This is a genomic window from Caballeronia sp. HLA56, assembly GCF_054655155.1.
Map to the genome: position 1 here is coordinate 2,040,693 of NZ_BAAHOB010000005.1, position 21,983 is coordinate 2,062,675.

A 21,983-nucleotide genomic window follows, 5' to 3' on the forward strand; every position below is an offset into this window, starting at 1 on the left:
TTTTCAAGCGCCTGGCGAAGCGCACCATGCGCGCCACATCTGCCGATACGCCGCTTCCAGATTGCGCGTGAAGCGCGGTGCATCCATCATCGGCGAGCGTTCGAGCCTTGCGCGCAGCGTCGAGCGCAACTCGGTCAAACGCGGCAGATCGTTGGCGAGGCGAGTCACGACATCGACGTACGCCGCGTCGTCATGAACCACGAGTTCGCCGATGCCGAGATTCATCAGCAGGCTCAGACCCGCTCGGCTGACCGACGTGTCGCCCGCGCGCGATGGCACGGGCACGCCCATCCACAAGGCGTCGAGGCTCGTCGTGTGGCCGTTGTACGGATAGGTGTCGAGGCCGATATCGATTGATTGATAGGTCCGCAGATAATCGACGCGCGACTGATATCCCACGTACCGAACGCGCGACAGATCGACGCCCAACGCGCCGAGACGCTCACTGAAACGTTCGCGCGGGCCCGGACCGGCTAGCAGAATGAAGCGCGCATTGGGCACGGCGGCGAGTATTGCCGCCCACATGCGCAACGTGCGCTCGGACGCCTTGCACGGATTATTCAGGCATCCGAATGTAATATGACCGTTGCGCCACGCTGGCAATGCATTCACGTCCGGTGCATTCGGCGACGTGACGCGCGGATCGAAACACCAGAACGTCTCGGGCAACCACACGGTTTCTTCGCTATAACGATCCGCGAGATCGGCCGTGTCGCGCGGATCGATCCACGGGTCGGTCAGGCGATAGCGGATGGCGCTGCTGCCCGTCGTGCCCGGATACGCGAGCCATTGCACTTGCACAGGCGCCGGTCGGCGTGCGAACAATAATGGACGGCCGCGCGACATGTGCATCGTCAGATCGACCAATACGTCGATGCCATCGTCGCGAACGAGTTGCGCCAATTGCTCGTCGTCGAGCGCGTGAACGTCGCGCCAGGTATCGGCCATCGGACGGATCAGGTGTGTTATCGCGTCGGGCGTTTCAACGCTGGAATAACAAAAGATGTGGTACGCCGCGTGATCGTGTTGCGCGAAGACCGGCGCGGTGAACATGGCCTGGCAGTGTCCGTCGAAGTCTGGCGCGACGTAGCCAATTTTGAGCCGTCGCTCAGAATCGCGATTGTTGGTATGGACGATGTCATGGCGAAGCAGCGGCGCTTCGTGTCGCGCGGCAAAGCGCAAACATTCTTCGAGAATTTCGCGTGGCGTTTCTGCGTGATAGGTCAGCGCGTAGTTGAGATTTCGATGCACACATTCATCGTTCGGTCCGCAATAGACGGCGCGACGGAAGCTTTGGATTGCCTCTTCCATTGCGCCCATATCCTTGAGTACGCCGGCGAGGTTATTATGAGCCTCGGGAATATCGTCTCGGATTGCAATCGACCGGCGCAGGATTGATTCAGCCTCTTCAAGGCGACCGAGGCTTTGCAAAATCCGGCCAAGATTGTTATGCGCTTCGACGTGATCCGAACAGCATTCTATGGCCCGGCGATATGTCCGTTCAGCGTCGTTCAGGCGATCTTGATGACCATAAAGTATGCCGAGGTTGTAGTGGATATCGGCAGCATCGGGCGCCAGAATCAACGCCTTGCGGTATTCAGTCTCGGCATCGCAAAGGCGCTCCAGCTTTTGAAGCATATAACCGAGTGTGGTTCTTGCCTGTATGTTATCCGGCTCCAGAATGAGAACTCGACGATATATGCGTTCCGCATCCTCCAACGAATCGAGTGCGTGGTAGGCATTGGCCAGCCCCATAAGCGCATTCGTGTCGTCCGGACAAACCGACAATGCCGCGAGAAATACCGCTTGCGCTTCTCGCACGCGTTGCAGCTTATGTAAAACCGCGCCGAGACCGACGTGTGCCTCCGAGTAGTCTCGTCGGAGTTCGACGGCGCGCCGGTAAAACGCCTCAGCTTGCGCAAAGTCTTTCAGATCGTTCAAAACCTGAGCGAGATTAAAATTTGCTTCAGCAAAATCAGGGCGACACGCCACGGCTTGCCGCAAAGCCGCCTCCGCTTCCACGAGGCGTCCTGATTCACGCAATAAATTACCCAGATTGTTGAATGCGTCCGCGTAATTTCCTCTAGCAGCAATTGCGCGTTGAAAGGCAATTTCAGCCTCAGCCAATCGACTTTGACTCTTCAAAAGATTCGCGAGATTGAAATGTGCGTCCGCAAAATCGGCGCGCGCGGCGCACGCCTGACGAAGCGCGGCCTCTGCCTCCACAAGACGTCCCTTTTTGACGAGCAGATTACCGAAATTGTAATGAGCCTCCGCGAAATCAGGACGAATGGCAATCGCCTCGCGATAGACAGTTTCCGCATCTTCCAATCTGCCTCGCAGCATCAGCAAATTACCGAGGTTGGCATAACCGCCGGCGTATTGAGGATCTTGCGCTACCGCACGACGCCAATGCGATTCGGCCTCGTCGAGTCGATTCAGCCGATAGCAACACACCGCGGCGAGATTCAGCGCTTCGATATCCGCATACGGCTGATTTATTTGATATTCCAGCGCTTCAAGCGCTTCAACGAACCGCTCGCTGGCGTAAAACGCCGCTGCTGCGCCGTATGAATCGGATTTGGCGGACATGCTCGGGCACGCAAAAGAAAACGGACCCAAAGATAACAAACCACCGGTCCGAATTCGTCAATAACTATAAAGAAACGTCCTCGCCTGCAAAGCGATTCCCCCACTCACGCCCTCTCCTGGGCACCGCCCTTCGCTCCTTCGACTTGCGATCTATCTCAAAACCCCGCAAGCTCTCGCCTGAGCGCGAACCAACGCCGCGCATTGTCCAGAACCCGAGGCGCCCATGTCCGATAAATCGATGAGTGAAGAACGCAACGGCTCCGACACGCCCGACCTCCTCTATCTGCTTCAAGGCGCGGACGATTTCAGCCACTTCGTCTTCCCCGATAGCGAAGCGCTTTTCAAGAGTCTTGCGCGACGGCAAGCACCGCACACGCTTTTCATCACGTGCGCGGACTCGCGTGTGTCGCCCGAGATGATCACGCAGACGCGGCCCGGCGAGCTCTTCGTGTGCCGCAACATCGGCAATATCGTGCCGGCTTATGGGGAGATGCTCGGCGGCGTGTCGGCGGTAGTCGAATACGCGGTGCTCGCATTGAACGTGCGGCAGATCGTGATCTGCGGCCATTCCGACTGCGGCGCGATGAAGGGCCTCGCCTCGGGCGCAACCATCGCCGATGAAATGCCTACGGTGCACGCGTGGTTACGCAACGCAGAAGCGGCGCGCAGTGTGGTACGGGCGCGAAAGCTGGAACACGAGCGCATGGTTCAGGCGATGGTCGAAGAAAACATCCGCCTTCAACTTACGCATTTGCGTACGCATCCGGCAGTCGCGGGACGGCTCGCGCTTGGCCAGCTTCAAGTGCAGGGTTGGGTATACGACATCGGGCAGGGAAAGGTATCGATCTTCGACGAACACGGGGGCGGCTTCCAGTCGATTGCCGAAGCGCGCTTGCGCCTGCTACGCGAACAGGCGCGTTGAAAAAACATGGGGATGGCGGCGTCAATAGGGCTGACGCCGCAACGAACGATTACTGCACGCCCTTCTTCGACGCGAGATCCTGCGCCATCTTCAAGTGATCCTGGATCGTCGGCAACGCCTTTTGCGCCGCTTCCTTCAGCTTCGCGTTCTGGCCGCCGTCTGCTTCCTTCTGGAATAGCGCCACTGCCTCTTGGTGACCCTGCACGCCAACTTTCTGGATATATGCGGTATCGAATGCCTTGCCGTGCAGTGCCTTTAGCGAATCGATCGCGGAAGTATCCGAGTTGTCCTTGGGCACGGTCACGCCTTTGGGCGCCGCCATTTTCAACTGCACGGTCAGCTTGGTATGGTCGACGATCATATGACGCGCGAAGCTCTTCACGTCTTTGTCCTGCGAGTGCGTCTGAGCAAGCTTGGCGGCATCGATTTCCGTGGATCCCGAAGACGACGCGCCCTGCACGAAATCCTTGTCCGGTTGCGTAAGGTCGTTGGCAAGCGTGGTGCTGGCAGCTTCGGTCTGTGCAAAGCTCGCGATTGGCGCGGCTGCTGCAAGCGCGGTGACGATCATAACGATATTGCGTTTCATGTGGCCTCCTGTGGCGATTGGTGCTACCTGCTGTCAGCAATGCAGGTGCCACTCAATGTTTTTCTGGCAGATTCGAGAATGCGTGAAGCGGAATGTCGCTTGCTCGAACTTGATAAACTGGTCGTTCATTCCATCTTCTGCCCGATAGAAGCCATGCCTGTCTACGATTACGAATGCGCCGACTGCGGCACTTTCGAAGCAAATCGCCGTATCGCCGAACGCGATGAACCCGCAGCCTGTCCACGCTGCGGTGAAACCAGCGCGCGCGTCACCATCGGCGCGCCATCGCTTGGACGCGGCGGTAACGGCGGCGCCAACGCGAGCGAAGATTCGGGGAGCTACGGCATGCGCCATCGCGGCGGTTGTGCGTGTTGTGGCTGATCGTTGCACGCGTGTCCACATGCGTTCGGGCACGGCCATTGCAGAAGCACGAACCCGTGGCGGGCGGCGTATGATGCACGGGACAGGCGCGTAGTTGTGCAGCTTGAGTCGAGTATCAGCGTCATTGCCGTTGCGCGACCTGAAGCGTGGATCACGAGCATTGCGGTCCACGTGCCTCAAACGAACAACCGGAGGTAATAAGGATGACGATAGAGTTCAGTGGGCGGCGTCACGTCGTGGCGGCAGCGCGAGTTGCGTTCGAAGCCAATGTAGATGGACGTGAAGTCTGGTGCAGCGTCTCTCTCGATGCGCTCAACGATCACTTCGGCAATACCGGCACCTCTTCCCATGCCATCCTCAGCGCGTTCGAAGGCGGACGCGTCGAAATCGAAGATTCAGCGCGGCGAGCGCTCGAACGCAATCACGGCCAGTCCGTGGAACTCGAAACCGGCGACTTCAGGAACAGTACGAAGCAATAGCAAAACGCGTACGCGTTGCATCGGGGCGGCGGCGCCGCCTCGGTGAACGAATCGACGCTCGATGCACTTATCAGTGCACGTAAAAACGCGTCACCGCATCGAAAAGACGCCACACGGGGCACGGCATTCTGAAGAATCCGTCATAGCCGGCGCTCAACAACACGTCGCGTGGGTCGCTGCTCTCCTCGGCCGCGAACGCAATCAACATCTGATCCAGCGATGCCTCCCTGCCACATTCGCGCAACGCGCGTACAAGTGCATGGTCGTGCTTTGCCAGCACCTCGTGCGCCTCGTTCACGCGTGTATCGATGAACAATACCTGCGGCCGCCACATGTGAGCGAAATGAAGCGCGCTTTGCGCATCCGCGATCTGCACGGCATCGAAGCCACGCATGGCGAGCATCATCGCGAAAGACTCGCCAACATCGGACTCGGAATGCACGAACATTACGCGTCGTGGATCGCTTTCCACGGCGGTACGCTGATTCCATATTTCGCTGCGCCCGGGGCGCGTGTTGAAGGGTCGTCGGTTCATGTGGGAATGACGCAATGATAAGCACCGCGCCATTTACGTGATTTAGCAAGGACGAGGCCCGCACTTCGACAAAAGCTCAGCGGGCGGCTAGCAAGCCGACGATCAGTCCACCAATTGCCGCTAGTGCAATCGACTTCCACGGGTTGTAGTGCACGTAGTCGTCGGCGCCTTCGGTAACATCGCGATAGCGCATCGCAACGGCGTCCTTTGCGCGCCGCCCATGCTCGATGAACTTGTTCTTGGCCGCCTGCGGATGAAACCGGCTACCTAGATGCTGCGCCGTGACTGCTGCGGGCTGAGCGAGCACGGCCGGACTGTCGCCGCCTTCCAGCACGCTGCCATGCACGTGCCGCGACGGATGCGACGGATGCGACGGATGCGACGGATGCGCCGCGTGCGCCGGTTTGTGCGGCGCGCCGGGCGAGAGTGGAATCACGCCCTGATGCTGTGCGAGACCGGGCGTGAGCGCGGACCCGAGTGCGCCGTGCACGCGCCTTTGCCGAAGTGGCAGCAATTCGCCCGATGCCGCAACTCCCTTCTTGTTGCCGTTTGCATTGTCCATGGCGCTCTCCTTTTTACGTCGTCCCACCAAGTCATCAAGCCTGTCATGACGCCCATGTCACCCTTACGCAAGAGTCGCACCGAATGGGCGCCGCGGCAACTCGCTCCTGACGATATGGCGCCACGCGATATCGAATCAATCGCAATCTGGCTCACATATCCGTGAGAATTGCTCGTTTGCGACGCCCACACGGCCAGCCTACGATTCGGCGAACAAGAACGAAGCGTTTATCGGTAATGCGGGCTTGATGCTGCATGATTCGTTTCACGCCGCGCGGAAGCATCCGCCCAACAAGCGCCGATACCATGGCTTCGCTCTTCCCTCCTCTTGCGAAGCCCGCCATGAATCCCGTCAATTTGGTCCAGTTGTTCATCCTTGCCGCGCTGTGGGGCGGTTCGTTCCTTTTCATTCGTATCGGCGTAACGGATTTCGGCGTGGCGCCGTTGATGGCCTTGCGCGTCGGCATCGGCGCAGTGTTTTTGTTTGCGGTGCTCGTGCTTCGCGGCCGCATGCGTCAGGCACTCACCGCGATGCGCGAGCGCGCATGGCCGCTTCTGATGGTCGGCATCCTCAACTCGGCCGCGCCGTTTTGCCTTTTCGCCTATGCGGAGTTGACGCTGTCGGCTGGCGTCACTTCCGTCATCAACGCGACCACGCCGCTGTGGGGCGCGCTCGTCGCCTACATCTGGCTCGACGATCGCCTGAGCAAGCTACGCATTGCGGGACTCGCCATCGGCTTTGCGGGCGTGCTCGCGCTGGTTTGGGATCAGATGTTCGTCCACGATGCCGGCGCCGCGCCCGTTGCACCGCTCGCCACTGCGCTCGCCGCCCTGGCCGCACTGGGCGCGACATTGTTCTATGGGATCGCCGCCAGTTACACTAAGCGGCATCTCATGGGTGTCGATTCGTTGATCGTCGCGACAGGCACCATGAGCGCCGCGACGCTCGTCCTGCTGCCGTTTGCGCTGTTCTGGTGGCCGACAGCGAGCGTGTCGACGCACGCGTGGGGCGCGGTGCTCGGATTGGGCGTGGCATGCACAGGCGTCGCTTACATGCTGTTCTTCCATTTGATCGCCGTGGCCGGGCCCGCTCGCGCGATTACCGTGACCTTCGTCATTCCAATCTTCGGAATTCTGTGGGGCGCGCTGTTTCTCGCGGAACGTGTATCGGTCGGGATGGCGGTGGCGTGCGGAATCGTGCTGATCGGGACAGGGCTTGCAACGGGCGTGGTCAAGCGCGTTGCGTGGCCGCGCGCACGACGCGCAGCCGCGGCGAAGCAGTGACGCCAGGAACGCGTGGCTTTACCGCCAGAGATGGACGAGCGGGCCATCTTCGCCGGCCACGGGATCGTCATGGGGAAACGGCAACGCTTCCATCGCTTGTCGTTCCGCCTTGCTGATGCCTTCGCGGCGGATGTCCCACTGCTGTCCCGGCGGATAGGCGCCCACCACTTGAAAGCGACGACCACTCGTCAAAAGACAGTGCCCGGTGCCGGCGGGAAGAACGATGGCATCGCCTGCGCGGATCGCGATGACTCGGCCTTTCGGCCCGCCGATGATCAATTCCGCCTCGCCCGAGATCACGCCGAGCGCTTCGTGCGCGGTAGAGTGAAAGTGGTGATAGTCGAAGACCCCGTCGCGCCATTGCGGCGGCCAGCCATTTTGTTGAAAGAGAGATTCGAAACAGCCGGCTATGTCAAACTCGCGCGAGTCGATTGCATTACGCCAGAAGAGAACCGGCAAGCGCGTGTTATTCGGTACCCAGCCGTTTGGCGCCAGCATGAAAGATTCGCAGCGCGCGTTGGCGGAAAGTGAGGTTTTGGTTTCATGGGACATGACGTGATCCTCCGGGTCTGACGACGGAGGAGCAACGTGTGTTCCAACGAAGTCATGGCGTCTCCTGCCGCCCTCACAACCATCACGCATCAATGCCCGTGCCAATGCCCATAACCGCCCACGCCGATCCCCACTGAAACCGCCGGCGCCGCGTAATAACCAGGGCCGTAGGCATAGCCATACGCCGGTGCATAGCCGTAAGCGGGCGCAGGCGCATAGCCGTAAGGCGGCGCATAGATGCAGCCGCCAAGCCCCGCCGCGATGACTAGCGCAGTTGCAGTCGCGAGCGTTCGAACCGCACCTCGCTTACCGTGTTGTCGATTAATGTTTTTCATGATCGATGCGACTCCCCGTTCGTCCCCGTCTACCAGCGGCGATACCCATATCCACCGTGATGCGCGTACCAGTCACGCCGGTTCCAGTACCGATAGCCGTCCCAATACCGGTCGCCATGCCATCCGACGATGACAGCAGGCCCAGGCGCGACGACGACGGGCGCCGGTTGATAAGCGACCACGGGCGGCGATTGATACACGACTGGAGGCGGCGGAGGCGGCGCGGCATAAACCGGCGCGGCGGGCGCCACATATACGGGCGGAGGCGGCGCATAGACCGCCACCGGTACACCCAGATTGACGCCGACGCTCACACCCGCCAGCGCCGATCCACAAGCAAGCCCCGCACAAGACGCGATACCCAGTCCGATGAGACTCTTCACGTTCATGTTTTCCTCGTCCGAAGCGACCGCGCATCGCAGCCATGAATCCATGTTAGCGACGCCTTTGCAGGCTTGAGTTACAAGCGCTGTAACAGATGTGAACACTGAAATGAAGCTTGCAGTGCCCTGTTGAACCCGTCAGCGGGTTGCGCGCTCGTATCGTGCATGGGATATTTCCGGCTCGATAAAAAGGATGCCGGCCAATGGACCTCTTGCGCAGCATGCGAATCTTTGTCCGGGTAGCCGAGGCGGCAAGCTTTACCGTCGCCGCGCAGCACATGGACATTACGACCGCGCAAGCGTCGCGCGCGATCACCGAACTCGAGTCGCACCTGCGCACGCGTCTTTTGAATCGCACGACGCGCCGCGTCGCATTGACCGACGCTGGGAATCGCTATCTGGCGCGCTGCAAGGAAGTGATCTCGCTGGTCGACCTCTCTGAAGCGGAAGCCAGCGACGCGCAAGTGTCGCCAAGCGGCGTGTTGCGCATGCACGCGCCGATCACCTTCGGTCATCACTATGTCGTACCGGCGCTTTCTCAGTATTTGGAAGAGCATCCGCTCGTGCGGGTCGAGTTGACCTTGTCGCAGCAGGTGCCCGACATGCTCGACGAAGGCTACGACGTCTTCCTGCAGGTCACGAGTTCGACGCTGCCCGACTCCGCGCTCGTCTCCACGCGTATTTGCACGATGCCGAGCGTGCTGTGCGCATCGCCGAACTATTTGCGGCGGGCCGGCATGCCGATGACCGTGGAAGATCTTTCGAAGCATGCGTGCCTTCAACTCGTCACGACATTCTTTCCGGTGGATCGATGGACGTTCGAAGGCGCGCAAGGAAAAGTCGATGTCGAACTTCCGCCTGGCCGCCTTCGCGTGAATTCCGCCGATGCACTCGCCGTCGCGGTGGCCAACGGTTTGGGTATCGCGCCTTTGCCGATGTTGTCTGCCCTGCCCTCGCTTTCGAATGGCGCGCTGGTGCGCGTGCTGCCGGACTGGGAACTGCAAAAGATGACGGTGTATGCGATGTACGCTTCGCGCCAATACCTCGATGCGAAGATCAAGACTTGGGTAGCGTTTCTGCGTGATTACGTCGAGGCCAAACTGGAAGCTAGTTTTGGAGAACGGTACGACGTCGACAGTTGAATGTGGATGTTCAAAAAGCCGACCATTAGTTGCATGTTCGTGCTGAACGAGCCTGCACCTCGCAGGCTCATCGTCTCAAACTGTCTTGACGTGCGTCGCCACTATCGGAAAAAGCTTGCCCTTGAACAGGGCCAGCGCGGTCCCGACGATGAGACTCGCAAATACCACGTTCGCCACGATGAAAGATGCCGGAGCCAGCCAAAGCAACGGGCCTGCTGCGCCGCGTTCCAGCATGCGGATTGCCATCGTCGGCAACGCTGCCACGCCGAAGCTGAACGCCCAGTACGAAGGCGTGAACGATTGCTGACGAATCCACGGCAGGAGCCGCGTGAGCATCATTGCCTGATACAGACCGTAGCCGAGCAGCATGTAAGCGAAGAGATCCGGCACGCCATGCGTAATCGCGAGATACGACACGCCTCCCACCACCGGCGGCGCGAGCTGGATGCCGAGCGTGGGACGCAACGCGTCGGGCAGCGGATCGTGTACAGCCGCGCGATGCAGCACGATCGATTCGATCGCGAGCCACGAGAACACACCCGCCCCGAAGAACAACGCGCCGATCTGCGTCCAACCCAGACTCGCTGCCGCCGTTCCCGCGACGAAACTCGGCGCGACGGTTGGCAGATAGATGGCCGGCGTCGTCAGTTCGGGCTTCCGGCCGCCTTGCCAGAAGCGTCCATGAAGATAAGCGCCGAGGCCGAGCTGACTCACCACACCCGCGACGAACAACGCGATCGTCAACTCCCGCGAATAGTTCTGCACCGCTTGCGCCGCGAGCAACGTCGATACAGGCGCGAGCGCGGCGAACGACGACTGCACGGGATGCGCCATCTCGGCGATGGCCGCGTCGCGCTCGACAAGCCACTTGCGTGCATACGCGATCATCAAAGCGAGCCAAACCGACAGCGCGCCCGCGGTCAAGAGCGGCGGCACGACGGCCGGAATCGCCCAGACATGCGCCGCCGCTCGCCATGCGCCCGCCAAGGCCAGAAGGCCCACCGCAATGCCGAAAAAAGCGACCGGCATCGGTTGACGCTTGTTCATACGATCATTGGTGTCCATTGCCCTTCTCCGTGAATGCGCGGGTAAGAACGCGTGCTGCGCTCTTGTGTCCGTCGATGGAGAAAGCTTAGGTCCGTCAGGCCGTTGCGCGAATGTCGCAGCGTCTCGATTGACTACTCGATCGTCTCAAAGACAAGAGGTATCGGCGAAAATGGGCTTTCTCTGGACCGGGGATTTGCATACAGTGCCTGGCGCAGGGATGGCGAATGGTGAATGATGCGGATGGCATGCAAAGCACCACATGCAAAATGCCAAGCGCAAAGCACGATTCGCTCTACACACAGGAACAATGCATCCGACGTCATCCCACCAGGGAGGGACTGCGGCAAAACAGGCGGGCGCCAAGTCCGCCGCGTGTCAAACGCAGAAAGCCATCACGTCACGATCCGGGACACGCAGTAACCTCCGCGCGGATAATAGTCACGACGGCATCATCCCAAACGGCACTGCGAATAGCACCCTTGGCATTAGGTGCACCGCATGCAAAACACAAAATGCCCAGCGTCGCCGGCAACTTTGCCCGTTTTGCGCCACAGCCATCAAGCACGCCAGCGCACCGGGCCATGTCACCTCGAACGTGCACGACAACAACCACGCAAAACATCGATAACGCCTGGAGAATCGAGAAGATGAGAACTTTCCCGCTGGGTCTGCCGTTCCGAGCGCTTTCAATCGCGACCGCCCTATTCCTTTTGGCTTGCGCACAGACCGGCCCGGTCGAATTCTCCGCGAGCGCCAACCCACCCGCTTCCGACAACGACGGTCCCGCCGACTTCAGCGGCATGGACAACTCGATGAACGCCTGCAAGACGCAGTCGCGACAGGCAGGCGCGGACCGCTGCACACAGGTGCGCGCTTACGAATCCTGTATGAAGAGCAAAGGCTACATCACCGTTCTGGGCCCGGAAAACCCGCCGAACTGCGGACAGCCCGACTGGGAGCAGGACGTGCGCAAGTGGCTGCGTTGAGCCGAGCAGATTCATCGACGGCGCGAGGTCGATGTCCACCACGCCCGTGTCGCCTAACGCCGCGCGCATCATTGCACCGACAAGCAACGACACGCTCACCACACGCTAAAGTCCCGCGACGCGCATGCCGTTATGCGGTGCATGAGAAAGAAACGCCTACACTCCCGCGATATGAACAACGCCTTCGCCGCAGCCGCCGAGGCGCTTGCCCTTTTTTGCCGTCTGCGCAACGTGGATGCCGCCGACTTGCCCGCCCAGGACGTGGATACACTGCTCGACCTCGCCTTCGAAGAAGCCGCGCAGCAAGCGGCCGCCCGTAGCGAGGCGCGCCGTCCCGGCTGAGCAAGAGTATTCACGGACGGGAGCATTACTTGCTTTTCAGAACGACATGGCGCCGTGGGCCACGCGCCGCGGAGGCTCCATGTCGAAGATACTCGGCCCGATACTGGGCCCGCACGTAGCGAACGTCGCACGTCATCCGTTCGGCTTCGTCATGCGCACGATCAAGGCATTTCGCGCCAATCAGGGCATGCTGCTCGCGGGCGCGGTGGCCTATTACGCGCTTTTGTCGATCGTGCCGCTTCTGATCCTCATCGTGATCGTGCTGTCGAAATTCATCGGACAGAAGGAACTGCTCGACACGCTCTCCCATTTACTCGAATGGCTCGTGCCGGGACAGGCACGCGCAGTCGTGCGTGAACTCGCGAATTTTTTGGCGCATCGGGCGGTCATCGGTTGGCTTCTTCTCATCACGATGATCTTTTTCAGTTCGCTCGCCTTCACCGTGCTCGAGAACGCGATGTCGGTGATCTTCGTGCATCGCGTGGCGGTCCGCCGTCGGCACTTTCTCCTGTCCGCCTTGCTACCGTACTGCTACATCCTTTTCTTGGGCGTCGGCATGCTGATCGTGACTTTCGTGTCGAACGGGCTCCAGGCGATGGGCACGAACAGCCTCTATTTCCTCGGCATCGAAATATCGCTCAAGGGCGTGTCGCGCCTTTTGCTGTATTTGCTCGGCTTCGCGGGCGAGGTTTTCGTGCTGACATCGATCTATCTCGTGATGCCGGTGGGACGTCCGTCACTGCGGCTCGCGTTGATAGGCAGCGTGACCGCTGCCATTCTTTGGGAAATCACGCGCCACGTGCTTGTCTGGTACTTCGCGACGCTTTCGCAGGTAAGCGTGGTGTACGGATCGCTGACGACGTCGATTGTCGTGCTGTTTAGTCTGGAGGCACTCGCCACGTTGTTGCTCTTCGGTGCGCAAGTAATCTCCGAGTTCGAGCGTTTCGGCCTGCCTCAGGCCACCGAGCCGCAACCGTTTCACACCGGCACGGGCTGAACCTATTCGCCTGATGGTCCGATTGCATTTTATGTGCGCTATCGCACATAAGTTTGACCGTCTCGTCCGACAAATAGCGCTAAATTCCCCATTTCGATGCGCGGGCGTGAACTCTGCTACGGTAGTATTCAAATGCGAGCGACACGTCTTGTAAATGTCGATGGCACGGTGCCGCTCCAAGCACTTCGCCTATAAAATGCGGCGCCAGCCCTCCTTACGCGGGCATCGTGCAAAGCAAACTGAATTGCATCCATCGTTGAGCGCCAAGTAACGCGGGCGTTCGGCATGCTTCATTGCGGCGAGAAGGATCAGTCGGCTGTCGCTGCATAGCCATCGATCTTCAAGGCTGTACTCATCATCAGTTGGGCCATTCGTTTGAATGGGTGCGCCCGCGGGCCTTCATATCGCGTGCGCGCCATTCCACTGTTATACGGCGGTGTCGAGCGTGTTGTGTAACGCTAGTTGGACACCGCCCGACGATCACGTTCCGGAGAGCGCTGTCATGCCTCACCACGCTGAACTACCCCAGCAGAGCATCGCGGGTCACGCACGACCCGCGAATGATCCCACTGTCATTGCCATGGAAACACCGCCGCTCGATTTGGAGGATGAGCCCGTGGCGCAGCGCGCACCATTGCGCTTTGGGCGTCTCGCCTTGTGGAGCGCGTCGGCGGGCGCGTTGGCCGTCGGCGTGCTGGGAACCATCGCCTACAGCATGTGGTTCTCGCACGATCAACGCGTCTATGCTGAAGCGATGTCCAGCGCACGCCAGACGTTAGGTGTCGATCAACCGACTTTCGTCGCGGCTCAGGTGCCTGCACGGATGCAAACGCAGACGCAAGCCGTTGGCACAGTGGAAGCGGCGCCTGTCTCCGTTCGCGATGCGTCCATGAGCACGACTGCACCCGCCGTCTATGGCGCGGACACAGTGGATGCCGCCGCCATCGCCGCCGCTCCAACGCAAGCGGCGCCGACCGTGCAACGTCCGAGCGCGGTGGCCGCAACGCGACCTCCGTCGCAAACTGCCTCGGCGCGCGGAAACCGTGCGGCTTCGGCCCAAGCGAGCGCCGGGCAGACTCAGGCTGCACGCCGTCGCGCGGCGCGCGCCAGAACGGACACCGGCCTCTTCGCGCGCGTGGGCGCGTTCTTCCATCGAGTGAGTTATCGACGCAATGCAACAGCCGGTCAGCGAGAGGAATATTCCCGTCCGTGAAGCATCGGCAGCGCCACCGATGCCCGCGGATGAAGACGCCGTGGATCGGCCGCTGCCGCATCGCATTTTGAATACCGTTCAGGCGCTCGCCCGGCGTGCGGGCATTCGCGGGCCAGCTCCGCTTGCAGCCGTGGCGTTGTCGCTGCTGCTCATCGGCCTGCTTTTTCTTGCGGTTCAGGTCCGCACCATTTTTTCGGTGCAATTACATCAGGAATACATCGGGCTCGTGCTCGAAGCAGTCGAGCGTGCCGATGCCGCGCGTAGCGCCTCGGTGGTGCTGCTGGGCACGCCGGCGAGCGATGCACAGCACCACATTGCGTACCGCCAGGCGCGCATCGAGTTTGCCGCGCGGCTCGGAAGCCTGCACGCGCTCATCGGTTCGAGCCCGGTGCCCGCGCCGCCAATGCCCGCTGACGTCCTCTCGCCTGCTGCCGATTTTCGCGCGGCCAGCAGCGCGCTCGATTCCGTCTACGCCTACTGGCGCACCGAGCGCGACCGCGCCAGCGCCGATCTGCGCGAGCGCATCGTGAGCGTGTCGCATACGCTCATCGCGTTATCGGCGATCGTGTTCGGCGTGTTGATCACGGCGATCGGAATGTATGCAAAACGCAATCGACAATTGGTCGGCATGTCGCATGAGTTCGAACACGCTTCACTGCACGACGCGATGACGGGCCTGCCCAATCGACGCAAGCTGTTCGCGTCACTGGAGGAGTCGGCCGCGCGCCTTGCGAACGGCGCCGAACCGGCACGCATCGCCGTGTTGTATATCGATCTCGACGGCTTCAAGCGCGTCAACGATACGCACGGTCACCGTATCGGCGACGAGTTCCTGATTGCGATATCGCGACGCTTTCGCCAGACCGTGCGTAGTGGCGACGTCGTCGCGCGTATCGGCGGCGACGAGTTCGCCGTGCTCGTGCGCGAGTTTTCCGGGGACAAGGAGCTGGCCGCGATCGCGCAACGGATCATCGATTGCGTGACCGAAACCGACATGCAGATGCGTCTTTCGCTGGTGCGAGCAAGTATCGGCATCGCGAGCTACCCGGACCGGGTGAGCGACTACTGGCGCCTCGTCGCGGTCGCCGACGACACCATGTACACAGTCAAGCGTAACGGCAAGAACAACTACGCCTTCGCCTCTCTCGCACCCGCTGCATCTGCTTCCGCTTCTATCTAGGCCGCTGCACGAAGGTCTTCCTCGCCACCGAGCGCATCGGTCAGGTCGCCGAGCATGCGCGCGAGTTCGCCTGTCATCAGCATGAAGTCGGATTCGAAGCGTTCATCGTCGTTGGTCGCGGTGGGATCGGCGGTCTCCTTGATGACGTCGAGCGCGCTGACCCGCTTCAACGTAAGCGATGGCGTCAAGACGTAAGAAACGCGGTCGTTCCACGTCATGGCAAGCCGCATGCACTGCTTGCCCGCTTCGATATGACGGCGCATGTCTTCCGCTTCCAGCGCGTGACCCACGTAGCGGACCGTTGCATTGCCCTCGCCAGCAGAACGCAGCTCGGTATCGCGGTCAAGCGTAAAGCCCGCGGGCGCTTCGCCTGTTAGGAGCCACTCGGTCATCGCGGAAACGGGCGACCGTGCCACGCGCACACTCATCAACGGAAGATCGGTCACCGACTTGACGAGCAGACCGATGATGTCGTCGCATAGCGTCGCCGACGCAGCGTCGATTGCAAGCCAGCCATTTACAGGGTCGATCCACACGCGCGTATCGCGCCGGATGCTGAACGCGCGCGGCAAGAGTTCGTCGGTGATCTGCTCCTTGAGCTCGCGCATCTGCTTGCGGCCGGGTTTGAAGCCCTGCTGTTCTTCCACTTCGAGCGCGCGTTCCTTAGTGAACTGCGTCACGACCGAAGCGGGCAAGAGCTTCTTCTCGGCGCGATACGTAATGAGCATCTGTCGGTTGACGGCATAGACGAGCGAGTCGTCGCCGTGCGGCGAAACCCAGCCGCGCCGTTCGTTCTCGACGCTCGATGCAGCACTGAAGCCAAGTGGCGCGAGCCACTGCTGCAGCTTTTCAGGGGTGATGTTCCACGGTGCGGGCAGACGGTGAAGCTGGAGGTTTTTGAACCACATGGCGAGGTATCGATGCGTTCGGGAAAAGCGCGCCATTTTATACGACGTGGCACGAGGTCGAAGCGCGTTACACTAGAACGGCTCAAAAACGCTTGAATGCCTCAGCAATAGGAGCACCGATCATGGATAACCTGGACGCGCAAGGCACCTTCCGCGGGCTGCCGTTGACCACCGAGCAGGACGCCGAAGTGCGGCATTACATCAAGAAGAAAAAGCAGCGGAACGAGCCGTGGGATACACCCGAACTCAACGCAATGATCAAGGACATGCTCGACCCTCCTGGCGATGACGACGATACCGCCGACATCGACGATGAAGAGGAAACGCGCTCCGTGGCCGAGCGTGCATCGGCGTTCATCGACGAAGACATGGAGCCGATAGAGCACAACGAGGAATGGCACGCCGCCATGGAAGCCGAAGTGATGAAAGGGCCAAGACGCTAAAGCGATTCATAGCAGCCAGGCCAAGGCAATAAAAAGCGCCGGTAATCAGCCGGCGCCGCATGTGCTTAAAACACTTCGAGCTTTAATGTCTGTGACGCATCCAGTCGCGCGGCGGATGTGTATCGAGCCATCGTGCCTTGGGGACGTTGATATGCGGATGACGATGATGCATCACGAGAATCACCGCGGCGCATAGCAGCACGACAATGCCCACCATCAGGCTGATCATCGGTTCGGTCATAAGCAACCTCCTTAGCGGAACAAGGGGCGACGCTTGCACAGCTTGAGAGCGTGCGGCGCTTCCAGGCATCATGCGCTTAAACGAACTTCACGGCGCAGTGCATGCCGATGGAATTTTTCAAGCCAGCCTGAGGTAAAGCTTGGAGCGACCGAGCGATCCTTAAGCGCACGTTGCTTTGTATTGCGCAAATACTTCGAAGCTTGACGGAACGAGTCGCGCACGCTTGTCCTATGATGAAGAGACTTGAAGAGACGTAAGAGAGTCGCAAGAACGCTTTAGAAGAGCCGCTCAAGGACCGCTAACCGGAGACGTGCAACATGGCAACATGGAAACCCGACCCGAGCTTCTATCCTTCGCCTCGCCTTGCAGCCAAGGCTCCGCGAGAAACACTCGCCTATGTCGCGACATTCGACCCCGAGCGCAATACGCCCGACAAGCTGGCGGTCGTCGATGTCGATCCCGATTCGCCGGACTATACGAAGATCGTCGGCGAACTCGCCATGCCCGATACCGGCGACGAACTGCATCACTTCGGCTGGAACGCCTGCTCTTCGTGTCTTTGCCCCAATGCGCCGCACCCGCATATGGAAAGGCGTTATCTCGTGGTGCCGGGGCTGCGCTCGTCGCGCATTCATATCGTCGATACGAAGCCCGATCCAAAGCAACTCAAGATCGTGCGTACGATCGAGCCCGATGAACTCGCCGAGAAAACGGGCTATACGCGTCCGCATACCGTGCATTGCGGACCGGGAGGCATCTACGTCACGGCATTGGGCAATGCAGAAGGCAAAGCGCCCGGCGGCGTGCTGATGCTCGATCAACAGAGCTTCGATCCACTAGGCCGATGGGAAGTGGACCGCGGCCCGCAACAGCTTGCCTACGATGGCTGGTGGCATCTCGGTTACGACACGATGGTGACGAGCGAATGGGGCACGCCCGATACCTTCGAGAGCGGCCTCGTACCCGAACTTCTTTTAGGCGCGAAATACGGCAGAAAACTGCATTTCTGGGACTTCACCAAGCGCAAGCATATTCAGGAAATCGACTTTGGCGACGAGTATCAACTCGTGTTCGAACTGCGCCCCGCGCACGATCCGACCAAGGCGTACGGCTTCGTGAATTGCGTCATCAGCTTGAAGGATCTGTCCTCGTCGATATGGACTTGGTATCGCGACAAGGACAAGTGGGCCGTCAAGAAGATCATCGACATTCCCGCGGAACCTGCCGATGCCTCGGTTCTGCCGCCGCTTCTTCAAGGCTTCGGCGCGGTGCCGCCGCTCGTCTCCGACATCGATCTCTCGATGGATGATCGCTTCCTCTACGTGTCCTGCTGGGGCACGGGCGACATGCTTCAGTATGACGTCTCCGATCCCTTCTCGCCCAAGCTCACAGGTAAGGTCCGCATCGGTGGGATCGTGTCGCGCGCCACTCATCCCGGCGCTAAAAACGGTGCACTCAATGGCGGACCGCAAATGGTCGAAGTCAGTCGCGATGGTCGGCGCGTCTACTTCACCAATTCGCTTTATGGCGCGGTGGACGCGCAGTTTTATCCCGAAGGTATCGACGGCTGGATGGTGAAACTCGACGCCGATCCGAACGGCGGCCTTAGCACCGACAAGAACTTCTTCATCGACTGGCCGAAGGGGCACAGGCCGCATCAGATCAGGCTGCAAGGCGGCGATTGCTCGTCGGATTCGTTCTGCTATCCGTGACCTCCTCGTCGGCGTTATGGCTCACGGCTGCGGGATTGGGCGCCTTTCATGGACTCAATCCCGCAATGGGCTGGCTCTTTGCCGTCGCGCTCGGACTCTATGCGCATAGCAGGCGCGTCGTTCTGATCTCGCTCGTGCCGATTGCGCTCGGTCATGCGTTATCGGTAGGGCTCGTGCTGGTTGGCGCGCTTACGCTCGGGACCATGCTTGGACATGAGATGCTCGCGCGTGGTGCAGGCCTGGTGCTGATCGGCTGGGGCATATGGCGGCTGTGGCGCGGTCATCGTGGACGGCCTTCGGTTGGCATGCGCACGGGCCTCGCGGGCCTCGCGTTGTGGTCGTTCGTAATGTCGAGCGCACACGGCGCGGGCCTCATGCTCGTGCCGGCGCTCTTGCCCCTGTGCTCGGGCAAGCTTGCCGGCGGCGCGCTCGAAGCGGGCGCCCTCGCGCTCGCCATCCACACGGCGTCGATGCTTGCCGTCATTGCCGTCATCTCCCTGCTGGCCGTGACGGTGCATGAGCGTGTGGGGCTCGGGTTTCTACGCACGGGGTGGGTCAACGTCGATTGGCTCTGGAGTGTGGCCCTCATCGCATGCGGCGCGTGGCTCTTCGTGTAGTCTGGATTCCGCTGCTGCAAGACAGGCCTCAAGGGCCGACGCACGTGGCGGACGCCGGCAGAAGTTAGGCGCTAAAGGCCTACTGTCGTCGATTGCGTGACTCAGTGAGTCCCGGCAATATCAACCGACATAACGATAAAAATAAAAGAACGCGGCGCAGAAAATTCCAGGAACAATGGCCTAGTCGAACGAGGGGGAGCACACCGATGCGCGAAATTTCATACGAAGAACAAACCGTCAAATCCGGCAATCCGCTAGCGCGTTATGCACATCGAACGCGCATGAACATGGCGATCGATTTGGTGACCGGACTATGTGCGAAACGCGGCACGGTGGTCGATTTCGGTGCGGGCCCTGGACTCTTTTTGCACACGCTCGGCGAAGCGCGCCCGGACGTGACGCTCGTCGGTCACGATCCGTACATGGCGCCCACCTTTCCCGAAGTCAAATACGCGGAGTCGCTGAACAACGTGACGCCGCAAAGCGTCGACGTGCTGACCGCCTTCGAAGTCTGCGAACATCTCTACGACAACGAACTGGCCATGCTGCTCGATGACGCCGCGCGCATTCTCAAGCCGAGCGGCGCGCTCGTGATCTCGGTGCCGATCATGTACGGCCTCGCGATCGCGCCGAAGGTATCGAACTGGATGCTCCGCAGTCGTTCCTTCAAGTCGGAATACACGCCTTCCGAAGTGCTCAAGTCGATGGTCGGCATGTCCGTAAGCCGGCCGATCAATCCGCGCATCACGCATAAGGGTTTCGACTTCCGTGAGTTGCGCGATCTCGTAAGCGTGGGCTTCGATATCGATGCCGTGCATATGAGCCCGGTGCCGCATATGCCTTGGTGGTTGAGTTCGCAATACTTCATGATCTGCAGGCCGAAAGCGCAAGGTTGAGGTATTCGACTGCTGGGCGATACGCCGGGAACGCGACGAATTCGGCCCGGCGTTTCACATGGCGAGCGCTTCTGCCAGGCAATTGCATTCGGCATGCAAAAGACTGAATGCAAAAGACTGAATGCAAAATGCGCTCTCACTCTTGCCGCGATACTTCTTCCGCATCTGGTAACGCGGCGGTCGTCCATCCGCCGCCGAGCGCCTTGATCAGCGCGACGCTGGCCGCCATGCGCCGCCGCTCGATACGCACCTCAGTGCGTTGATCCGATAACACGATAGCCTGCGTCACCACTACGTTCAGATACGTGATCGCGCCGTTCTCGTAGCGATTGCCAACCTTCGATAACGCGCGCTTCGCTGCATCGACCGCGTCGCGTTGCGCTTCGCTCTCACGGCGCAAAACCTCCAGCGCGTTGAGGTTGTCCTCCACTTGCCCGAAAGCCGTGAGCACCGTTTGACGATAATCAGCGACGCTCTCGTCATAAGTCGCGCGTGCCGCATCGCGTGCCGCGGCACGGCCACCGAAGTCCAGTGCGGTGAAAGCGAGTTGCGGCCCGAGCGACCAGAAGCGGCTTGGCGCCATCAACCAGGAACTAAAATTGGTGGCTTCGAGGCCACCCGTCGCGGCAAGCAGCAGATTCGGAAAGAACGCGGCCGTCGCCACGCCGACGCGTGCGTTGGCCTCAGCGACGCGGCGCTCGGCCGCCGCGATATCGGGCCGTCGCTCCAGCAACGCGGAAGGCACGGAAAGCGGCAGCGCAGCGAGTGCCGCCGATGGGCGCGGCGCATGCCCTTCATCGAGCGGCTCGACATCGAGCGTGAAACTCGACGGCGGCTCGCCAACGAGAATCGCGATTGCATTCACGAGGCTCGCGCGCGCGGTTTCGAGATCGATCAACTGCGCCTGCGTCGAGCGCAACTGCTCCTCCGCCTGCGCAACATCGGACTCAGCCGCGATGCCGCCTGCAAACCGGTCACGCGTCAACACGAGCGCCTTGTCGTAGGCTTGCAGCGTCTCCTTTAAAAGCCGCTCTTCCTCCACCGTGCCGCGCAACTCGAAGTAGTTACTTGCAAGCTCGGCCTGCATCGACAGGATCGCACTTTGCAAGTCGGCTGCGCTTGCCTGCGCTCCCGCACGTCCGCCTTCGACCGCGCGGGAAATGCGGCCCCACAAGTCGGGCTCCCACGAGATTTGCGCATCGACCAGATAGTCCGGCACTGTCACGCCCGCGCTCGACTTGTACATTATGTTCGACGACGCCCGCGACTGATTGAATGCAGCATTCGCCGTGACAGTCGGAAAGTATGCCGAACGCGCCTGCGCGACGGCCGCTCGCGCGCCGCGAAAACGCGCGGATGCCGCCGCCACCGTTTGGTTCGCGCTCGCGACGCGTTCCTCCAGAGCGTTCAATTGCGGGTCGCCGTAGATTTCCCACCAGGGAGCGCGTTGGGTGGCATCGGCGGGCTGCGCGGCTTTCCAGTTTTGCGGCAGTGTGTCCGCATGAACGGGCGCATCGGCGGGTTCTGCCGTTTTGTATGCAACGGGCATCGCCACGTCGGGCTTGCTGTAATCCGGCCCGACCGCGCATCCGCTTAACATTAGCGCCAGCACCGCCGCCAAACTTGGCATTCGGCATTTTGCATGCAGC

The 21,983-nt window shown here is 60.6% G+C and carries 25 protein-coding genes; 14 read left to right on the forward strand and 11 right to left on the reverse strand.

What is annotated here, in order from left to right; translation table 11 throughout:
* Positions 1-3: 3 nt before the first annotated feature.
* Positions 4-2,592 carry a tetratricopeptide repeat protein gene (locus tag ACYQ47_RS29115; protein ID WP_459908152.1) on the reverse strand — a complete coding sequence of 863 codons (2,589 nt, stop codon included), beginning with the start codon at positions 2,590-2,592 and terminating at the stop codon, positions 4-6.
* A 223-nt stretch (positions 2,593-2,815) separates the two neighbouring features.
* Here ACYQ47_RS29115 and ACYQ47_RS29120 point away from each other — a divergent pair, with 223 nt between their 5' ends.
* Positions 2,816-3,514, forward strand: a complete 699-nt coding sequence (locus tag ACYQ47_RS29120) for a carbonic anhydrase (protein WP_244827862.1) — start codon at positions 2,816-2,818, stop codon at positions 3,512-3,514.
* Between the two features lie 49 nt (positions 3,515-3,563).
* Here ACYQ47_RS29120 and ACYQ47_RS29125 read toward each other — a convergent pair whose 3' ends face one another.
* The gene (locus ACYQ47_RS29125; protein ID WP_250464641.1) at positions 3,564-4,100 is read right to left on the reverse strand and encodes a DUF4142 domain-containing protein; all 537 of its coding nucleotides are present in this window, start codon (positions 4,098-4,100) and stop codon (positions 3,564-3,566) included.
* A gap of 153 nt (positions 4,101-4,253) precedes the next feature.
* On the opposite strand from ACYQ47_RS29125, the gene ACYQ47_RS29130 reads away from it, so the two are divergent.
* Both ACYQ47_RS29130 and ACYQ47_RS29135 read left to right on the forward strand, forming a co-directional pair.
* On the forward strand, positions 4,254-4,481 hold the full coding sequence (locus ACYQ47_RS29130; protein WP_244828022.1) for an FmdB family zinc ribbon protein: 228 nt from the start codon (positions 4,254-4,256) through the stop codon (positions 4,479-4,481).
* A gap of 203 nt (positions 4,482-4,684) precedes the next feature.
* Positions 4,685-4,960: a DUF1488 family protein gene (locus tag ACYQ47_RS29135; protein ID WP_244827860.1), complete on the forward strand. Its 276-nt coding sequence runs from the start codon at positions 4,685-4,687 to the stop codon at positions 4,958-4,960.
* Between the two features lie 70 nt (positions 4,961-5,030).
* Here the strand turns inward: ACYQ47_RS29135 and ACYQ47_RS29140 are convergent, their stop codons facing one another.
* Together ACYQ47_RS29140 and ACYQ47_RS29145 are read right to left on the reverse strand one after the other, a co-directional pair.
* A complete protein-coding gene (locus ACYQ47_RS29140; protein ID WP_309842949.1) occupies positions 5,031-5,495 on the reverse strand; it encodes a response regulator in 465 nt (154 codons plus the stop codon).
* Positions 5,496-5,571: 76 nt separating this feature from the next.
* Entirely contained in the window at positions 5,572-6,057 is a 486-nt protein-coding gene (locus ACYQ47_RS29145) for an ElaB/YgaM/YqjD family protein (RefSeq protein ID WP_459908156.1), read from the reverse strand.
* Positions 6,058-6,398: 341 nt separating this feature from the next.
* Here ACYQ47_RS29145 and ACYQ47_RS29150 point away from each other — a divergent pair, with 341 nt between their 5' ends.
* Positions 6,399-7,340, forward strand: a complete 942-nt coding sequence (locus ACYQ47_RS29150; protein WP_459908158.1) for a DMT family transporter — start codon at positions 6,399-6,401, stop codon at positions 7,338-7,340.
* Positions 7,341-7,358: 18 nt separating this feature from the next.
* Here ACYQ47_RS29150 and ACYQ47_RS29155 read toward each other — a convergent pair whose 3' ends face one another.
* The 3 genes from ACYQ47_RS29155 to ACYQ47_RS29165 all read right to left on the reverse strand — a co-directional run bounded on the left by ACYQ47_RS29155 (position 7,359) and on the right by ACYQ47_RS29165 (position 8,616).
* The gene (locus ACYQ47_RS29155; protein WP_459909364.1) at positions 7,359-7,892 is read right to left on the reverse strand and encodes a cupin domain-containing protein; all 534 of its coding nucleotides are present in this window, start codon (positions 7,890-7,892) and stop codon (positions 7,359-7,361) included.
* Positions 7,893-7,981: 89 nt separating this feature from the next.
* Positions 7,982-8,227, reverse strand: a complete 246-nt coding sequence (locus tag ACYQ47_RS29160) for a hypothetical protein (RefSeq protein ID WP_459908160.1) — start codon at positions 8,225-8,227, stop codon at positions 7,982-7,984.
* Positions 8,228-8,256: 29 nt separating this feature from the next.
* Positions 8,257-8,616, reverse strand: a complete 360-nt coding sequence (locus tag ACYQ47_RS29165) for a hypothetical protein (protein ID WP_459909366.1) — start codon at positions 8,614-8,616, stop codon at positions 8,257-8,259.
* Between the two features lie 197 nt (positions 8,617-8,813).
* Here ACYQ47_RS29165 and ACYQ47_RS29170 point away from each other — a divergent pair, with 197 nt between their 5' ends.
* Entirely contained in the window at positions 8,814-9,752 is a 939-nt protein-coding gene (locus ACYQ47_RS29170) for a LysR family transcriptional regulator (protein ID WP_459908162.1), read from the forward strand.
* 75 nt (positions 9,753-9,827) lie between these two features.
* Here the strand turns inward: ACYQ47_RS29170 and tehA are convergent, their stop codons facing one another.
* Complete coding sequence (gene tehA, locus ACYQ47_RS29175; RefSeq protein WP_459908164.1) at positions 9,828-10,817, reverse strand: dicarboxylate transporter/tellurite-resistance protein TehA; 990 nt, start codon at positions 10,815-10,817, stop codon at positions 9,828-9,830.
* 629 nt (positions 10,818-11,446) lie between these two features.
* Here tehA and ACYQ47_RS29180 point away from each other — a divergent pair.
* The 5 genes from ACYQ47_RS29180 (at position 11,447) to ACYQ47_RS29200 (ending at position 15,517) form a co-directional block, all read left to right on the forward strand.
* Positions 11,447-11,785, forward strand: coding sequence for a hypothetical protein (locus ACYQ47_RS29180; RefSeq protein WP_459908166.1), 339 nt, complete (start codon positions 11,447-11,449; stop codon positions 11,783-11,785).
* A 171-nt stretch (positions 11,786-11,956) separates the two neighbouring features.
* Entirely contained in the window at positions 11,957-12,127 is a 171-nt protein-coding gene (locus tag ACYQ47_RS29185; RefSeq protein WP_250464626.1) for a hypothetical protein, read from the forward strand.
* A gap of 79 nt (positions 12,128-12,206) precedes the next feature.
* Positions 12,207-13,124 carry a YihY/virulence factor BrkB family protein gene (locus ACYQ47_RS29190; RefSeq protein WP_459908169.1) on the forward strand — a complete coding sequence of 306 codons (918 nt, stop codon included), beginning with the start codon at positions 12,207-12,209 and terminating at the stop codon, positions 13,122-13,124.
* A gap of 502 nt (positions 13,125-13,626) precedes the next feature.
* Positions 13,627-14,337 carry a hypothetical protein gene (locus ACYQ47_RS29195; RefSeq protein ID WP_459908171.1) on the forward strand — a complete coding sequence of 237 codons (711 nt, stop codon included), beginning with the start codon at positions 13,627-13,629 and terminating at the stop codon, positions 14,335-14,337.
* A 19-nt stretch (positions 14,338-14,356) separates the two neighbouring features.
* Positions 14,357-15,517 carry a GGDEF domain-containing protein gene (locus tag ACYQ47_RS29200; protein ID WP_250492420.1) on the forward strand — a complete coding sequence of 387 codons (1,161 nt, stop codon included), beginning with the start codon at positions 14,357-14,359 and terminating at the stop codon, positions 15,515-15,517.
* On the opposite strand, the gene ACYQ47_RS29205 is transcribed toward ACYQ47_RS29200, so the two are convergent.
* Positions 15,514-16,425 (reverse strand): recombination-associated protein RdgC, encoded by a 912-nt coding sequence (locus tag ACYQ47_RS29205; protein ID WP_459908173.1) that lies wholly within the window; start codon positions 16,423-16,425, stop codon positions 15,514-15,516. The two genes, ACYQ47_RS29200 and ACYQ47_RS29205, sit on opposite strands and share 4 nt — an antisense overlap.
* A 122-nt stretch (positions 16,426-16,547) precedes the next feature.
* On the opposite strand from ACYQ47_RS29205, the gene ACYQ47_RS29210 reads away from it, so the two are divergent.
* Positions 16,548-16,868, forward strand: coding sequence for a hypothetical protein (locus tag ACYQ47_RS29210; protein WP_250525786.1), 321 nt, complete (start codon positions 16,548-16,550; stop codon positions 16,866-16,868).
* An 82-nt stretch (positions 16,869-16,950) separates the two neighbouring features.
* On the opposite strand, the gene ACYQ47_RS29215 is transcribed toward ACYQ47_RS29210, so the two are convergent.
* Positions 16,951-17,109 carry a hypothetical protein gene (locus ACYQ47_RS29215; protein WP_244827846.1) on the reverse strand — a complete coding sequence of 53 codons (159 nt, stop codon included), beginning with the start codon at positions 17,107-17,109 and terminating at the stop codon, positions 16,951-16,953.
* A gap of 317 nt (positions 17,110-17,426) precedes the next feature.
* On the opposite strand from ACYQ47_RS29215, the gene ACYQ47_RS29220 reads away from it, so the two are divergent.
* The 3 genes from ACYQ47_RS29220 to ACYQ47_RS29230 all read left to right on the forward strand — a co-directional run bounded on the left by ACYQ47_RS29220 (position 17,427) and on the right by ACYQ47_RS29230 (position 20,334).
* Positions 17,427-18,821 carry a selenium-binding family protein gene (locus ACYQ47_RS29220; RefSeq protein WP_244827845.1) on the forward strand — a complete coding sequence of 465 codons (1,395 nt, stop codon included), beginning with the start codon at positions 17,427-17,429 and terminating at the stop codon, positions 18,819-18,821.
* A complete protein-coding gene (locus tag ACYQ47_RS29225) occupies positions 18,818-19,438 on the forward strand; it encodes a hypothetical protein (RefSeq protein WP_409014939.1) in 621 nt (206 codons plus the stop codon). Before ACYQ47_RS29220 ends, ACYQ47_RS29225 begins: the two co-directional genes overlap by 4 nt.
* Positions 19,439-19,725: 287 nt before the next feature.
* Positions 19,726-20,334 (forward strand): class I SAM-dependent methyltransferase, encoded by a 609-nt coding sequence (locus tag ACYQ47_RS29230; protein WP_244827844.1) that lies wholly within the window; start codon positions 19,726-19,728, stop codon positions 20,332-20,334.
* A gap of 136 nt (positions 20,335-20,470) precedes the next feature.
* Here the strand turns inward: ACYQ47_RS29230 and ACYQ47_RS29235 are convergent, their stop codons facing one another.
* Positions 20,471-21,964 carry an efflux transporter outer membrane subunit gene (locus ACYQ47_RS29235; RefSeq protein WP_309963808.1) on the reverse strand — a complete coding sequence of 498 codons (1,494 nt, stop codon included), beginning with the start codon at positions 21,962-21,964 and terminating at the stop codon, positions 20,471-20,473.
* Positions 21,965-21,983: the final 19 nt, after the last annotated feature.